This window comes from Clavibacter michiganensis, from assembly GCF_016907085.1.
Classification (GTDB): Bacteria; Actinomycetota; Actinomycetes; order Actinomycetales; family Microbacteriaceae; genus Clavibacter; species Clavibacter michiganensis_O.
On the sequence record NZ_JAFBBJ010000001.1, the window covers coordinates 2,076,187 to 2,090,557 of the forward strand.

At 74.4% G+C, this 14,371-nt stretch carries 15 protein-coding genes; 7 read left to right on the forward strand and 8 right to left on the reverse strand.

Annotated elements, in window-relative coordinates:
• Positions 1–36: 36 nt before the first annotated feature.
• Complete coding sequence (locus tag JOE38_RS09645) at positions 37–789, reverse strand: SDR family NAD(P)-dependent oxidoreductase (RefSeq protein WP_204576039.1); 753 nt, start codon at positions 787–789, stop codon at positions 37–39.
• Between the two features lie 192 nt (positions 790–981).
• On the opposite strand from JOE38_RS09645, the gene JOE38_RS09650 reads away from it, so the two are divergent.
• The 4 genes from JOE38_RS09650 (at position 982) to JOE38_RS09665 (ending at position 5,021) form a co-directional block, all read left to right on the forward strand.
• Positions 982–3,057 carry a PhoX family protein gene (locus tag JOE38_RS09650; RefSeq protein WP_204576041.1) on the forward strand — a complete coding sequence of 692 codons (2,076 nt, stop codon included), beginning with the start codon at positions 982–984 and terminating at the stop codon, positions 3,055–3,057.
• Positions 3,058–3,219: 162 nt separating this feature from the next.
• Positions 3,220–3,585, forward strand: coding sequence for a biopolymer transporter Tol (locus JOE38_RS09655; RefSeq protein WP_204576043.1), 366 nt, complete (start codon positions 3,220–3,222; stop codon positions 3,583–3,585).
• A gap of 37 nt (positions 3,586–3,622) precedes the next feature.
• On the forward strand, positions 3,623–4,228 hold the full coding sequence (locus tag JOE38_RS09660; RefSeq protein ID WP_204576045.1) for a hypothetical protein: 606 nt from the start codon (positions 3,623–3,625) through the stop codon (positions 4,226–4,228).
• A gap of 55 nt (positions 4,229–4,283) precedes the next feature.
• Positions 4,284–5,021, forward strand: coding sequence for a ZIP family metal transporter (locus tag JOE38_RS09665; RefSeq protein WP_204576047.1), 738 nt, complete (start codon positions 4,284–4,286; stop codon positions 5,019–5,021).
• Positions 5,022–5,074: 53 nt separating this feature from the next.
• Here JOE38_RS09665 and JOE38_RS09670 read toward each other — a convergent pair whose 3' ends face one another.
• Positions 5,075–5,563: a MarR family winged helix-turn-helix transcriptional regulator gene (locus JOE38_RS09670; RefSeq protein WP_204576050.1), complete on the reverse strand. Its 489-nt coding sequence runs from the start codon at positions 5,561–5,563 to the stop codon at positions 5,075–5,077.
• A gap of 181 nt (positions 5,564–5,744) precedes the next feature.
• Here JOE38_RS09670 and JOE38_RS09675 point away from each other — a divergent pair, with 181 nt between their 5' ends.
• Both JOE38_RS09675 and JOE38_RS09680 read left to right on the forward strand, forming a co-directional pair.
• Positions 5,745–7,529, forward strand: a complete 1,785-nt coding sequence (locus tag JOE38_RS09675; protein ID WP_204576052.1) for an ATPase — start codon at positions 5,745–5,747, stop codon at positions 7,527–7,529.
• Positions 7,530–7,615: 86 nt separating this feature from the next.
• Positions 7,616–8,950: an MATE family efflux transporter gene (locus JOE38_RS09680; protein WP_239545428.1), complete on the forward strand. Its 1,335-nt coding sequence runs from the start codon at positions 7,616–7,618 to the stop codon at positions 8,948–8,950.
• 6 nt (positions 8,951–8,956) lie between these two features.
• Here JOE38_RS09680 and JOE38_RS09685 read toward each other — a convergent pair whose 3' ends face one another.
• The 5 genes from JOE38_RS09685 to JOE38_RS09705 all read right to left on the reverse strand — a co-directional run bounded on the left by JOE38_RS09685 (position 8,957) and on the right by JOE38_RS09705 (position 13,247).
• The gene (locus tag JOE38_RS09685) at positions 8,957–9,823 is read right to left on the reverse strand and encodes a nucleotidyl transferase AbiEii/AbiGii toxin family protein (RefSeq protein WP_204576054.1); all 867 of its coding nucleotides are present in this window, start codon (positions 9,821–9,823) and stop codon (positions 8,957–8,959) included.
• A 35-nt stretch (positions 9,824–9,858) separates the two neighbouring features.
• A complete protein-coding gene (locus JOE38_RS09690) occupies positions 9,859–10,848 on the reverse strand; it encodes a type IV toxin-antitoxin system AbiEi family antitoxin domain-containing protein (RefSeq protein WP_204576057.1) in 990 nt (329 codons plus the stop codon).
• 61 nt (positions 10,849–10,909) lie between these two features.
• Positions 10,910–11,770 (reverse strand): aldo/keto reductase, encoded by an 861-nt coding sequence (locus JOE38_RS09695; protein ID WP_275577773.1) that lies wholly within the window; start codon positions 11,768–11,770, stop codon positions 10,910–10,912.
• Positions 11,771–11,793: 23 nt separating this feature from the next.
• Complete coding sequence (locus tag JOE38_RS09700) at positions 11,794–12,735, reverse strand: methyltransferase family protein (protein WP_204576061.1); 942 nt, start codon at positions 12,733–12,735, stop codon at positions 11,794–11,796.
• The gene (locus JOE38_RS09705; RefSeq protein WP_204576062.1) at positions 12,732–13,247 is read right to left on the reverse strand and encodes an ASCH domain-containing protein; all 516 of its coding nucleotides are present in this window, start codon (positions 13,245–13,247) and stop codon (positions 12,732–12,734) included. Before JOE38_RS09705 ends, JOE38_RS09700 begins: the two co-directional genes overlap by 4 nt.
• Before the next feature lie 148 nt (positions 13,248–13,395).
• Here JOE38_RS09705 and JOE38_RS09710 point away from each other — a divergent pair, with 148 nt between their 5' ends.
• The gene (locus JOE38_RS09710) at positions 13,396–13,587 is read left to right on the forward strand and encodes a hypothetical protein (protein WP_204576063.1); all 192 of its coding nucleotides are present in this window, start codon (positions 13,396–13,398) and stop codon (positions 13,585–13,587) included.
• 40 nt (positions 13,588–13,627) lie between these two features.
• Here JOE38_RS09710 and JOE38_RS09715 read toward each other — a convergent pair whose 3' ends face one another.
• Entirely contained in the window at positions 13,628–14,347 is a 720-nt protein-coding gene (locus JOE38_RS09715; protein WP_204576064.1) for a class I SAM-dependent methyltransferase, read from the reverse strand.
• Positions 14,348–14,371: the final 24 nt, after the last annotated feature.

A 14,371-nucleotide genomic window follows, 5' to 3' on the forward strand; every position in this document is an offset into this window, starting at 1 on the left:
CGTACGGCCGCGGGTGCGCGCGCGGCCGGGCGCGGGTCAGCGCGCCGTGTACCCGCCGTCCACCAGGTGGTAGCTGCCGGAGATGAAGGACGCGTCGTCGCTGAGGAGGAACAGCACGAGGGCCGCGACCTCCTTGTCGGTGCCGAGGCGGCCGGTCGCGTGCTGGCCCTCGAGGTACGTCAGCGCATCCGCCGAGAGGGACGAGCGCACGAGCGGGGTGTCGATGAAGCCGGGGCCGACCGCGTTGGTGCGCACGCCGCGTGCCGTGTACTCGAGCGCCGCGACCTTGGTGAGGCCGACGAGGGCGTGCTTGCTCGCGACGTAGGCCGCGTTCTGGGCCAGCCCCACGGATCCGAGCACCGAGCTCATGTTGACGACCGCACCGCCGCCCGCCGCCACCATCGCGGGCAGCTGGTAGCGGAGGCCGTAGAAGACGCCGTCGAGGTCGATGGCGCGCGTGCGGTCCCACGCGGAGATCTCGTAGTCGCCGATGTCGGCCGGCGGCGCGCTGACGCCGGCGTTGTTCACGGCGAGGTGGAGCGCGCCGTACGTGGCGACGGCGTGCGCGACCGCGGCCTCGGAGTCCGCCGCCTTCGCGGTGTCCTGGCGGAACGCGGTCGCGGTGCCGCCCGCGGCCTCGATCTCGGCGACGACGCGCTCGGCCGCCTCCAGCTGGATGTCGGTGACGACGACCGACGCGCCCTCCGCGGCGAGCGCGCGGGAGATCGCGGCGCCGATGCCGCTGCCTCCGCCTGTCACGAGAGCGGTCTTCGTGTCGAACCTGGCCATGGGGGTCCTCCTCGGGTCGAGGCGGCGCCGGGCCGCGCCGCCCCTCGACGGTACGCCCGCGTGATCCGTCCATCCGGGGTTCACCCGGCGTCCACCCCGGCGTCGGGGGCGTGCCCGGGGGCGCCAATACCTTTCGAGCGTGATGCGTCCGCCGTGCCCGGAGCAGACGCCCGAGATCGATGGAGACCCCACATGACCCTCACCCGTGAGACCCACCACCGGCTGCTGCCGATCCTGTCCCGGGATCCCCACGCCCGCGGCAAGCGCAGCACCGTCACCTGCCACCTCAAGTGCGACGACGCGTGCACGAAGCCCGTCCCCAACGTCACCGACAACTCCTACTTCCGCGACATCGCCGGCCGCGCCCTCTCGCGCCGCACGCTGCTCGGCGGCGCGGGCGCCGGTGCCCTCGCGATCCTCGTGGCGCAGAACGCCGCGGCCCCCGGCGCCGAGGCCGCCGCCGCGCAGGCCGCGTCGACGCTCCCCTTCACGGCGATCACGCCCGTCGACGCGTCCGTCGACCAGTTCACCGTGCCGACCGGGTACCGCTGGCAGCCGATCATCCGCTGGGGCGACCCGCTCTTCAGCTACGCCGACGACTTCGACGCCGACAACCAGACGGCCAAGCTCGCGTCGCGCCAGTTCGGCTACAACAACGACTACCTCGACATCATCCCGATCAACTCGCGGAACAAGGAGGCGCTCCTCGTCGCCAACCACGAGTACACGAACGAGAACATCATGTTCCCGCCCGCCGCGGACGACGCCGAGCTCGCCGAGCAGCGCCGCATCGGCAAGGCCTCGCACGGCATGTCCGTCGTCGCGCTCCGCCGCAAGACGGTCGGCCAGCCGTGGACGTACACGATCGGCCACCACCGCAACCGCCGCATCACCGCGGACACCCCGTTCACCGTGAGCGGCCCGGCCGCCGGATCCGCGTCGCTGCGCACCAAGGACGACCCGAAGGGCACGCGCATCCTCGGCACGCTCGGCAACTGCGCCGGCGGCACCACCCCGTGGGGCACCGTGCTCTCCGGCGAGGAGAACTTCAACGGCTACTTCCGCACCGCGGGCACCTCCGCGGCCGACAAGCGCTACGGCCTCGCCGACAAGGCGACGACCCGCGGCTGGGAGGCCATCGACCCGCGCTTCGACGCCCGCACCGCCGGCTACGAGAACGAGCCGAACCGCTTCGGCTGGATCGTCGAGGTCGACCCGTTCGAGCCCGGCGAGGCGCCCGTGAAGCACACCGCGCTCGGCCGCTTCAAGCACGAGGGCGCGAACGTCATCCTCGGGAAGAGCGGCCACGTCGCCGCCTACATGGGCGACGACGAGCGCTTCGACTACCTCTACAAGTTCGTCTCGCACGACACGATGGTCGTGGGCACCTCGCGCCAGGACCGCCGCAAGAACAAGCAGCTCCTCACGCGCGGCGCGCTCTACGTGGCGCGCTTCACGGGCGACTCGCCCGTCGCGGAGATCACCGGCACCGGCCAGCTCCCCTCCGACGGGCAGTTCGACGGCATCGGCGAGTGGATCCCGCTGGTGGTCGACGGCGTCTGCCAGGTCCCCGGCTTCTCGACCGAGGAGGCGCTCGTGCACACGCGCCTCGTCGCCGACGCGGCCGGCGCCACGAAGATGGACCGCTGCGAGGACGTCCAGCCCAGCCCCGTCACCGGCAAGATCTACGTCGCCTGCACCAACAACACCGACCGCGGCAAGGCCGGCAAGGAGGGCGCCACGGAGATGAACCCGCGGACCACCAACCGCGACGGCCACATCGTGGAGATCACCGAGGACGGCGGCGACGCCCGATCCACCACCTTCACGTGGAACCTGCTGCTCGTCGCGGGCGACCCGGCGAAGAACGAGTCGACCTACTTCGCGGGCTTCCCGAAGGACAAGGTCTCGCCCATCAGCTGCCCGGACAACGTCGCGTTCGACTCCGAGGGCAACCTCTGGATCTCCACCGACGGCGCCCCGAGCACCATCGGCCTCAACGACGGCCTGTTCAAGGTCCCCGTCGAGGGCGCCGAGCGCGGGCACGTGCAGCAGTTCCTCTCCGTGCCCACCGAGGCGGAGACCTGCGGGCCGGTCGTGCACGACACCGAGGGCATGGTGTTCGTCGCGGTGCAGCACCCGGGCGAGGACGGCTCGTTCGCCGAGCAGCACTCGTTCTTCCCCGACTACGTGCCCGCCGGCGCCACCCCGCCGAAGGGCGCTTGGCGCGGACCGCGTCCGTCGGTGATCCAGGTGTGGCGGGGCTGACCCGCGGAGAGCTGCTCGCGGGGTGACCCGCTGAGCTGATCGGGGGGCCGATCCTGGGGCCGGGGCGTGCGTGCGTCCCGGCCCTCGTGCGTGCCGGCCCCGTGCCTAGCCGGTGGCCGTGCGCGACCGTCCGTCCGGGGCGGCCCGGGCTAGCGTCGGACCATGACCGAGCGGCCCCCGGATCCCGCCGCCGCCGCCGACGCCGACGCGGCAGCCGAGGCCGCGATCGAGGCGGAGCGCTGGCTGGTGGTGAACGGGCGGCGCTGGCCGCGCACGGATCCGTCGCTGCCGGCCGACCTGGTCGACGCGTTGACGTCGCACCTCGGCCGCGGACGCTCGGGGGTCCGCACCGCGAAGCGCGCGGGCGACGACGCCGCGATCGCCACGGCCCGGGAGCGGGTGAGCCTCGCGAAGCACGGCCTCGGCGAGCGCGGCCCGCGCTGGTGGGACGAGCCGGAGGACGCGCGCCTCGAGCGGGCGCGGGAGGCGCTGCGGGCGCTGGACGCGCTCGACGACCCCGCGACCTGATCCGCGCGTCGCCCCACCCGCGGGCCAGGCTGGACGCATGCAGCTCTACTCCGCGCTCCCCCTCGTCCGCGCCCGGCAGATCGCGGCCGACACCGCGGCGCTCGCGGGCATCGTCGTCTCGGTGCTGGTGGGGATCGCGATGGCCGCGCTCATCCGTCCGCTCGGCGACCTCGGGCGGAGCATGGAGCGGTCGGGGACGCAGCTGAGCGGATCCATGACCGACGCCGCCGACGCCCTCGGCCGCCTGCCGCTGGTGGGCGACGCCGCCCGCGGTCCGTTCGAGGATGCCAGCGGCATCGGATCCGGCCTCGTGCAGGCGGGGCGCGACCAGCAGTCGCTCGTCGGCACCATCGCGCTCGTGCTCGGGCTCCTCGTGGCTCTCGTGCCGATCGCGTTCATCGTGCGGCACTGGCTGCTGCGGCGCGTGTCCTTCGTGCGCCGTGCGGCCGCCGCCCGATCGCTCTCCGCGACGCCCGGCGGCACCGAGCTGCTCGCGCTGCGGGCCCTCTCGACGCGGAAGCCGACGGCGCTCCTCAAGGCGCACCCGGATCCGGTCGCCGCCTGGCGCGCGGGCGACCCGCGCGTGGTGCGGCAGCTCGCCGACCTGGCGCTCCGCGACGCGGGGGTGTCGGCGGGGCGGTGACGCGGCACCGCAGGACGATGTGACGGACGACGCCGGAGAGAGCATCCTCGGAGGCATGTCGCCTCTCCTCCTGGCCGGTCTCGCCGGCCTGCTCTCCGGGCTGTCGCTCGTCGTCGGATCCCTCGTCGCGTGGTTCGTGAAGGTGCCGCGCGAGGTCGTCGCGCTCGTGATGGCGTTCGGCGCCGGCGTGCTGATCTCGGCGCTGTCGTTCGACCTGGTCGACGAGGCGGCGGCCAGCGGCGGCGTGATCCCCACGCTCGGCGGCTTCGTCGCGGGCGCGGTGGTCTACGTGGTGCTCGACCAGATCCTCGAGCACGGCGGGTTCCGGCGGAAGCACCACGGGAAGTCGGGCGGCGGAGGCGGCACCGGAGTGGGGATCGCGCTCGGCGCCCTCCTCGACGGCGTGCCCGAGACGGCCGTGCAGGGCCTCAGCCTCACGGGCGGCGGGGCGCTGAGCATCGGCGTGCTCGTCGCGGTCGTCATCTCGAACTTCCCCGAGGGCATGTCGAGCACGGCCGACCTGAAGCAGTCGGGCCGGAGCGCGCGCTACGTGTTCGGGCTCTGGACCACCATCGCCGTCGTCTGCGCGCTCTCGTCGCTGGGCGGGTACGCGCTGCTCGGCGGCCTGCCGGAGAGCGGGCAGTCGGTCGTGATGGCGTTCGCGGCCGGGGCGATCCTCGCGATGATCTGCGACACGATGATCCCCGAGGCGTTCCGCAAGGCGCAGGCACTCACCGGGCTCGTGACGGTGCTCGGCTTCGTGGCGAGCTACGCAGTGCACCAGGCCGGCTGAGGCGGCCGGGCGGCGGACCCGCGGCGGCGGCCGGACGGCCGGGCGGCACGGCGTCAGGCGTCGGCGGGCTTGTCGCGCGGCGACACGTTGAAGCGGTGCAGCAGGCTCGCGAGCTGCTCGACCTCCTCGGTGTCCCACGCGTGGAGGCGGTTCTGCAGGCGCTCCCGCGTGCCCATCCGCACCTGCGCGAGGCGCTCCTCGGCGAGCGGGGTGAGGGTGAGGATCGTGGAGCGGCGGTCCTCGGGATCCGGCTCGTCCTGCACGTACCCGGCCTCGCGCAGCACGCGGAGGTGCCGGCTCACCGAGCTCTTGTCCATGAGGAGGCCGGCGGCGACGGCGCCGGCGGAGGCGGGCCCGTCGCTGCGGATCCACCGGGCGACGGCGAACGCGCCGGGCTGGAGGCCGGCGTGGAACGCGGCGGCCTCCTCGATGCGCAGCGTGCGGATCTGCATGAGCAGGACCCCGAGCTCCGTCGCGACGGACGAGACGGCGGCCGAGCGGTCGTCGGCGGGCGCGGGCACGTCGGCGGTTCCGGGGATCACGGGGAGACCCTAACCGACCTCGATCCGCGTGCCCGCCACGCCCGTGGACGGCGACCCCGGGCGGGGGCGCGGCGGGCGTCGAGGCGGGGGCGCGCGGTGGGCGACGACCCGGCGGATCCGGGGGCGGCACCGCCCACTGGTAGCCTCGTCCGCGCAGGCGGGGACGACGAAGGCGAGCCACATGACCGACGACACGCAGGACACCGGCCACCGCGACGGTGGGGCGTCCGAGCCTCCCCTCCTCAGCCGCAGGGAGCTGCGCCGCCGCCAGCAGGAGATGGAGCGCACCTCCGCCGAGCCGTCGGGCGACGCGCACCGCTGGGTGGATCCGTTCCCCGCCGTGCCGCGCACCTCCGAGGGCGGCCTGTTCGGACCCGACCGCGTGCGCCCCGGTGCCGCTCCCGTCGAGGCCCGGGCGCCCGAGGCCGCGGCTCCCGAGATCGAGGCCGCCGAGGCCGAGGCCGACGAGGAGGTCGTCGTCGGCACGCACGCCTTCGACGAGCTGTTCGACGACGCCGAGGACGACGACGTGGATCCCGAGGACCGCGTGCCCGCCGCCGCACCCGCGGCCGCTCCCGTTCCCGCGGAGGACGACGACGCGGACGACGCGCGCCCCGCCGTCGCGCGCCCCGCCGTCGCGCCCACCCCCTTCGACGCCGTCGTCTCCCCCGAGGCCGGATCCGCGTGGACCGTCCCCGCGCCGCACGTCGTGAACGCGCACCCCTTCCGCATGCCGCTGCGCCCGAGCGCGGAGGCGTCCGGTCCCGAGCCGGCCGACGCCGAGCGCACGCCCGCGCCCGCCGGTGCCGCCCCCGTCGACGACGCGCCGCCCGTCCGTCCCGCTGCCGCCGTCGAGCCGCAGCCGACCCCTGTCGCGTCGCTCCCCGCCGCGCCCGACGACGTCGAGGAGCCCGCCGACGCCCCGCGCCCCGGCACCGACCTCACGGCGTTCCCCGACGCGGATCCGCAGCGCTACGTCATGCGCACCCCGCGCGCCGACGCCGCCACGAGCGCCCTCACCCTCTTCCCCGAGCAGACCGGCCAGCGCCCGCCGCGCGGTCCCGCGATCGCGCGCACGGGCTTCCGGGGCTTCATGAACACCGTCACGGGCGGCGTCTTCAAGATCGGCCCCGGCGCCGAGGAGGCCGCCGCGAACGCGGAGGTCGCCCGCCGCGAGGGCGACGAGCGCATCATCCGGCAGGCCACCTGGTCGCGCGCGGTCAGCGTGCTGGTCGCGAACCGCAAGGGCGGCGTGGGCAAGACCCCGACCTCCCTCATCCTCGGCGGCGTGCTCGGGTCCATCCGCGGCGGATCCGTCGCCGTGGTCGAGGTCACCGACGATCCCGGAGCGCTCGGCTACCGCGCCGAGGGCCAGCCGACCCGCGGGCTCGGCGAGCTCGTGCGCGACCGCGACGAGATCCACAGCGCCGGCCAGCTCGCCGGCTACACCGCGCCGCAGACGAGCTTCGCCTCGGTCGTCGCGTCCGTCGGGCCGCGCCGCGAGCTCACGGGCGACGACGTGATCGGCGTCGCGCGCCTCATCGACGAGTACTACGGGATGCGCGTGATGGACTCCGGCAACCAGCCGTCGTCCTCGGCATTCCGCGGCGCCATCGAGGTCACCGACGTGCTCGTCGTCCCCGTGCTCAACGCGGGCGACGCGGTGCTCGAGGCCGTCGCGCTGCTCGACTTCCTGCGGGAGCTCGGCGGCCACGCGGCGATGCTCGCCGACAACGCCGTCATCATCCGCCTGCACGACGGACGCCCGGAGGATCCCGCGGTCGTCGCCCGCATCGACCGGATCCTCGACGACGCCCGCCCGGCGCAGATCTTCACGGTGCCGTACGACGCGCACATCGCCGAGCGCGGCCCGATCTCGCTCGCCTCGCTCGACCCCGTGGTCGCGCGCGCCTTCACGGCCGCGACCGCCGGCGTCGTGCAGCGGCTCGCGCACGCGGTCCGCTGACGGACGCCGCCGGGTCTGAGCCCGCGGGCAGATCCGCCGGGCGCGGCCCGCGGATCCGCCGCCCGCTCGACCGCGAGATCCTCGCCCTGGCGGTGCCCGCGCTCGGCGCGCTCGTGGCCGAGCCGCTGTTCCTGCTCACCGACACGGCGCTCGTCGGGCACCTCGGCAGCGCGCCGCTCGCGGGCCTCGGCATCGCGAGCGTGATCCTGCAGACGATCGTCGGCCTCCTCGTCTTCCTCGCCTACGCGACCACGCCCACGGTCGCGCGGCGGCTCGGCGCGGGCGACCGGCCGGGCGCGATCCGGGCGGGCATCGACGGCCTGTGGCTGGCGCTCGCGCTCGGCGCGGTGGTCCTCGTGCTGGGCCTGTTCTTCGCCGATCCGCTCGTGCGCGCCCTCGCGGACACCGGCGGCGCCGACGCGGACTCGGCCGCCACCGTCGCCGTGGTCGACGCGGCGCGCACCTACCTCGGCATCTCGCTCGCCGGGATCCCCGCGATGCTCCTCGTCATCGCCGCGACGGGCCTCCTCCGCGGCCTGCAGGACACGCGCACCCCGCTCGTCGTCGCCGTCTCGGGCTTCGCGGCGAACGCGGCGCTCAACGCGTTCCTCATCTACGGCCTCGGGTTCGGCATCGCCGGTTCCGCGTGGGGCACCGTCCTCGCGCAGTGGGGCATGGCCGCGGTGTTCGTCGCGATCGCCGTGCGCGCCGCCCGCGAGACGGGCACGACCCTGCGGCCGGGCATCCGCGGCGTCGCGCGCTCGGCGGCATCGGGCGGCTGGCTGCTCGTGCGCACGGCGTCGCTCCGGGCGGCGATCCTCGCGACGGTCGCCGTGGGCGCGGGCCTCGGCGTGACCGGGCTCGCGACCCTGCAGATCGCGCTCACGCTCTTCTCGACCGTCGCGTTCGTCCTCGACGCGCTCGCGATCGCCGGCCAGGCGCTCGTCGGCCACGGCCTCGGCGCCGACGACGTGCCGCGCGTGCGGGCCGTCGCCCGCCGGCTGGTGCAGTGGGGCGTGGGGCTCGGCGCGATCCTCGGCCTCGTGCTCGCGGCCCTCTCGCCGCTGCTCGGGCCGGTCTTCACGGGCGACGCGGGGATCCACCGCATGCTCACCGCCGTGACGCTCGTGCTCGCCGTGGGCCTGCCCGTCGCCGGGTACGTGTTCGTGCTCGACGGCGTGCTCATCGGCGCCGGCGACGCCCGCTACCTCGCGCTCGCGGGCCTCGTGAACCTCGCGATCTACGCGCCCGCGCTGATCCTCGTGGCGTGGCTCACCGAGACCGGCCGCGTCGCCGGCACCCCCGCCCTCCTCGCGCTGTGGGCGGCCTTCGGCCTCGTCTACATCGGCGCGCGGGCGCTCACGCTCGGCCTCCGGGCACGCGGCGACCGGTGGATCGTGACGGGGGTCGCGCGGGCCTGACCAGCGTCAACGGGATGTCCACGCGCGGTCATCTGGCACCCACGTCCCCTGTGCGTCGCCCCGCAGGGCTGGAGTGAGCATCATGTTGACGAGCTCCTCCGCCTCGCGCCAGCTCAGCCCGAAGCCGCTGAGGCTCCGCGCGACGCGGGCGAAGCCACGCTGGATCTCCGGCGAGGCATCCACGGCGACGAAGGGCTCGAGTCGGCGCTCTCGGATCTGCTGCTCCGTGGCCTCGCGCAGGAGACTCCCGTCGCAGGGGAGGTGCATCGCGATGAGCGCGAGATCGACCAGGTCCTTCGCTCGAGAGGAGCGCCCGTCCCCGCCTGCGTGGTTCCGCTCCATCATGGCCGCGGCCTTGTCCGCGATCTGCTGCTCGACGGAGATCATCGCGTAGTCGACGACCGGCACCGGCTTGCCGAGGGGCACTCGGAAACGCGGCGCAGCTCTGATCATCGACACTCCGACGCGCTCATGGACCGCGAGGTCGACCTTGATCGCATGCCCCGGTACCTCGTCCAGCTCGAACCGCAGCGAGGTGACGGCGAGCGCAGGCTGGTCCTCGCTTCCTCCATCGACGCGCCTCACCAGGCGGAAGGAGAGCCGATCCCCGATGTCGACCTCCACGAGCTCGGCGAGGTGCGCGACAGCGGCGTCCAGGCCCATCTGCCCGCTCTCCAGATCGATGTCCACGGTGGCACGGCCGGCCGGGATGAAGGCCAGCATCCGCGTACCGCCTTTCAACATGAACGCCGGATCGGCCAGCGCGAACACTCGACCGAGGAAGCGGTCGAAGACGAGGTACGTCCTCAGATCGGAGACGGAGACGCCGAGCGCGGGACCCGCACGCCGTGCGGCCGCCGAGATGGCGCGCATGGTGTCAGCCGGGCGCCGATATGCGTCATCTGCTTTCACGGCGATGTGACCTCCTCCGTCCTGCCGCGCTCCGCTTCGAGCGCAGACCTCGTCGCAGCGTGCAGGGCATCATGCACCAGAGCATCGATCGTGAAGCGGGGGAACGGCGGGACGGTCGTCATCGCCATCGCAGCCGGCGTCGCAGACAAGAGCTCGCGCGACATCAGCGGTTGGAGACCCCGGGCCATCGAGGCGATCGCATCATGGACCGGCAGCATCGCCGCCCGGGCGATCCGCCTCTCATCAGCACGCAGCGGAGCCAAGACCTCCTCCAGCTGCGCGTCGAAGGACCGGATGACCAGCTCCGCCAGATCGGCATGCACCGTCAGACCTTCAGGATCACGGCCGTCGAGGCCGGATAGCGCTCGGAGCCGGCGGTACAGGGCTGCGCCGCCGACGAAACCCAGACGGGGCGCGCGCTGCTCGAGGTGCGAGATCAGCGCCGGCACGTCGAGGTCCCCGCGGGACCGTTCCGCGTCGCCGAGCGCATCGGCGACCAGGCTGAGATCAGAACCGTCCGTCTCGAGCAGGTCGGCGAGGGTCCGCTCGCGAGTCGTAACGGGGAGGCCGTCGACGAGGGTCACATCGGCGGGAGACAGATCCGACACCCGGAATCGCACGTCCGTGGCGCGGGTCTGCTTGCGAGCCCTGGTCCAGAAGGTGAACGGCGACGATTTGATGTCACCCATCTCATGCACCCACGCCGAGGCGGCACCGCCGACGACAACATCCGGATCCCGACGACGTTCTCGTGCCGGCACGGCGGGCGTCGAGGCGAGCCAAGCAGCACGGAGATCGTCGCGCCCGTCCATCGCCGCGGTCGAGACCTTGTACACGCCGGGCCGGATGCGCTCCAGCGACCCGGAGCTCTCTCGCCGGGTGAGCGTGCTCCGCGCGACACCGGCAGCGCTCGCCTGCGCGGTGGTCACCAGCCCCCATTGCTCGGAGGCGAGCTCCTCGAGCGTCCGGGTTCCTTGGGTGCCCATGCTGCGATTGTACGCATAAACGCAACAAACGGAGCAATATGAGACGTGTCCGCGTCGCGGCTCAGTACATCGCGAGCGGCTCCGCGCCCCGCGGCCCCGGGAACGCGCGGTCGAGCTCCGCGAGCGTCTCGTCCGGGATCACGAGATCGAGCGCCGCGCGGTTCTCGGCGACGTGCGCGGCGGTCGCGGCCTTGGCGGTCGCGAAGACGTGCGGCGACTGGCGGACGACCCAGGCGAGCGCGAGCTGGCCCGCGCTGACGCCGAGCGGCGCGGCGAGGGCGGCGAGCGTCGGATCCGTCGCGAGCCGGCCCTGGTCGAGCGGCGAGTACGCCATGACGGGCATGCGGCGCTCGCGCCCCCACGGCATCACGTCGTGCTCGGGCCCGCGCTGGGCGAGGTTGTAGAGCACCTGGTCGGTCTGCACGGCGTCGCCGCCGGGGATCGCCGCCAGCTCGTCGAGGGCACGGGCGTCGAGGTTGCTGACGCCCCACGCGCGGATCAGGCCCTCCTCCACCAGCTCCTGCATCGCGGCGACCGTGTCGGCGAGCGGGTGGGATCCGCGCCAGTGCAGCAGGTAGAGGTCCAGCCGGTCGGTGCCGAGGCGCGCCAGGCTGCGGCGGGCGGCCTCGCCCGTGCCGCGGCGGGACGCGTTCGACGGGAGCACCTTGCTGATGAGGAACACCTCGTCGCGGCGGCCGGCGATCGCCTCGCCGACCAGCTCCTCGGATCGCCCGCTGCCGTACATCTCGGCCGTGTCGATCGCGGTGAGGCCCGCGTCGAGGCCGGCGCGCAGGGCGTCGAGCTCGGTCGCTCGGGCGGCGGGCTCGTCGCCCATGTTCCAGGTGCCCTGCGCGAGGGCGACCGTGCTGCGGCCGTCGGGGAAGGTGGTCGTGGGGATCTCGGTGTCAGCCATCGGGTCCATCCTCCGCTGATCGGGCCGGGGCGTCAGCGCGGCGTCCCCGGAACGCCCGGGAACGTCGGCACCCAGCAGCGCACGGCGGCGCGGTAACGGCGGAACGGATCCCCGAAGCGGGCCTCGAGGTCCGCCTCCTCGCCCGGGCGCACGACGTGGTTCCAGAGCGACGAGCCGATGACGGCGTAGGCGACGACGAGCCACGATCCGAGAATCAGCCCGACGGCCGCCGCCTGCGTGACGCCCGCGAGGGCCATGGGATTGCGGACGAAGCGGTAGGGGCCGGCGATCACGAGGCGCGTGGCGGTCGCTGCCGGGAGCGGGGTGCCGCCGCCGCGGGTGGACATGGCGGCGGCCGACCAGATCCCGAGGACGCTCGCGAGCGCCAGCACGGCGATCCCGACGGGCAACGCGGCCGACGGCAGCGGCACCGCCACACGCCAGCGCAGCTCGAGCCAGCGGATCGCGAGGGGCGCGACGACGAGGAAGGAGCCCCAGAAGACGACGATCTGCAGGGCCGTCGCGAGCACGTGCCGCGAGGTGGCGGCGGTCGCGTCAGCGGGGCGCGCCGCGAACGGGCCGATGAGCGCCCAGCGGGTCGGCAGCCGGCCGACCAGCAACAGGGCGCAGGCGACGAGGGATCCCAGGGCGGCGACCGCCATGATCACGACCCCGATCCCGGCCTCGGTCGTGACGGTCGCGTAGGCGGCGAGCGCGACGGCGACCAGGAGGGTCCACGCGGACGCGACGGCCGCGGCCCACCGGACCCCGGCGGCGGCGAGCGCCGACCCGACCACGAACAGCGGGACGTCGAGCAGGGCGACGGGCAGCGGATCCAGCGACCCGAGCGTCGCGACGCGCACCGCGGGGATCGTCGGCACGGCGATCCACCACGCGGCGCCGCCCGCCGCCTGCGCGGCGAACCAGAGGCGGGCGGCGATGCGCGCCGAGAGCAGGCGCCCCGACCGCGTCACCGCGCGTCCGCGTGCTCCGGCGGCCACACCACGGCGAAGCGCTCGAAGACGATCTCGTCCTCCTCCGACCAGGCCGCGCCGCGGGCCGCGCTCACGCGCTCCCAGTAGATGCGGTGCTGCGTGCGCCAGCTCTCGAGGGAGAGGTCGTCCTCTCCCTCGTCGTGCGCGAAGGCGGCGTCGGCGCTGGTGAACGGGCCGACGCGGAGCTCGGTGCTGCGGATCACGATGCGCGGCGCCCCGGTGCTGTCGCAGGCGATCCAGTGGGATCCGATCCGCGGCACCTCGTCGCCGCGCGCGAGGAAGTCGGCGACGAGCTCGGCGGTGGCGCGCTTCCGACCCGAGAGCACGATCCCGAGCAGCTCGTCCGCGAGGCGCGCGTGATCCCCGAAGTGCTCGACCGTGTGCTCGGGCCCGGCCGCGACGGCCTGCGGGTGCGCGTCGGCGTACGCGGCCCACATCCGCGCGGCGGCCTCGCGGTCGGGCGGGGAGACGGGCGCGGTGGGGTCGCTCATGGGTCCGATGCTCCCACGCGCGTCGGCGATCCGGACCGGGTGCCGCCGTCACCCGCGACGCAGCACCCGCCTCCCCCTAGCCTGAGGTCGTGGAAGCTCCTGGCCCTCGTCGCGCACGCCACGCGTCCGACTCCGCGGGCGGCCCCCGGTGATCGGCGGTCTCGTCTTCGGCGCGCTCGCGCTGCTCATCGGCGCCCTCGCGGTCCTCTGCTTCCGCGCGGGATCGGCGCTCGGCATCATCGCCGGGATCCTCCTGCTGCTCGTCGCCGCCGCCACCGCCCTCGTCGCGATCCTCTGGATCTCCATCGAGGCGAGCGGCGGGCTCCGCATCCCGTTCTGACCGTCGGCACGACGCAGATCGAGTGCGACGGTCTCCGGCGTCAGCGCGCTCGCGCCACGAACACCATCACCCGCGATGCCTCCGTCAGCGGGCCGCGCGCGAAGTCGCCGTGCACCGCGTCCACGTCGAAGCCGGCCGCGTCGAGCTGCGCCGTGATCGTGGCGCGGTCGCGGAACGCGAACTCCTGCACGTCGGTGACCACCTCGCCCGTCGCGACGAACCGGCTGCGGAAGGCGACCGTGACGCGGCCCGGTCCCGACTCCTCGACGTCCATCCGCTCCTCGAGCGGCCCGTGCGCGGTGTCGCGCGTCGTGGCCGGCCCCGCCCAGCGCTCCCACGCGCGGTCGGCTGGGTTCCGGCTCTCGAACGTGAGCGTGCCGCCCGCGCGGAGGGACCGGCGCAGGTCGGCGAGGGTGCGGATCCACTCGGCATCCGGGATGTGCTGCACCACGTTGCCGGTCAGGAACGCGAGGTCGAAGGGGCCGGCGGGGATCGCGCGGCTGTCGCCGTGGATCCACTCGACCGCATCGCCGCCGGGCCGGTTCCGCGCGACATCGAGCATCGCGGCCGACGGATCCACGCCCACGACCCGGCGCCCGGGCGCCTGGAGCGAGACGGTGAGCATGCCCGTGCCGCAGCCGAGGTCGAGCACGGACCGGGCGCCCACCTCCGCGGCGAGCGCCCGGTCGAAGTCGTGGTCGGGTCCGTCGGGGTTGTCGCCGTCGTAGAGCGCGACGAGGCGGGGATCGAGGTCGGGCACGCTCCGACGGTAGCGGGCGGTGCC

Coding starts and splice junctions, on each gene's coding strand:
- JOE38_RS09695 (WP_275577773.1), bottom strand. CDS start 11,770: ATGGACCCGATGGCTGACACCGAGATCCCCACGACCACCTTCCCCGAC.
- JOE38_RS09660 (WP_204576045.1), top strand. CDS start 3,623: ATGCAGCTCTACTCCGCGCTCCCCCTCGTCCGCGCCCGGCAGATCGCG.
- JOE38_RS09685 (WP_204576054.1), bottom strand. CDS start 9,823: ATGCGCGCCATCTCGGCGGCCGCACGGCGTGCGGGTCCCGCGCTCGGC.
- JOE38_RS09690 (WP_204576057.1), bottom strand. CDS start 10,848: ATGGGCACCCAAGGAACCCGGACGCTCGAGGAGCTCGCCTCCGAGCAA.
- JOE38_RS09655 (WP_204576043.1), top strand. CDS start 3,220: ATGACCGAGCGGCCCCCGGATCCCGCCGCCGCCGCCGACGCCGACGCG.
- JOE38_RS09645 (WP_204576039.1), bottom strand. CDS start 789: ATGGCCAGGTTCGACACGAAGACCGCTCTCGTGACAGGCGGAGGCAGC.
- JOE38_RS09675 (WP_204576052.1), top strand. CDS start 5,745: ATGACCGACGACACGCAGGACACCGGCCACCGCGACGGTGGGGCGTCC.
- JOE38_RS09650 (WP_204576041.1), top strand. CDS start 982: ATGACCCTCACCCGTGAGACCCACCACCGGCTGCTGCCGATCCTGTCC.
- JOE38_RS09705 (WP_204576062.1), bottom strand. CDS start 13,247: ATGAGCGACCCCACCGCGCCCGTCTCCCCGCCCGACCGCGAGGCCGCC.
- JOE38_RS09665 (WP_204576047.1), top strand. CDS start 4,284: ATGTCGCCTCTCCTCCTGGCCGGTCTCGCCGGCCTGCTCTCCGGGCTG.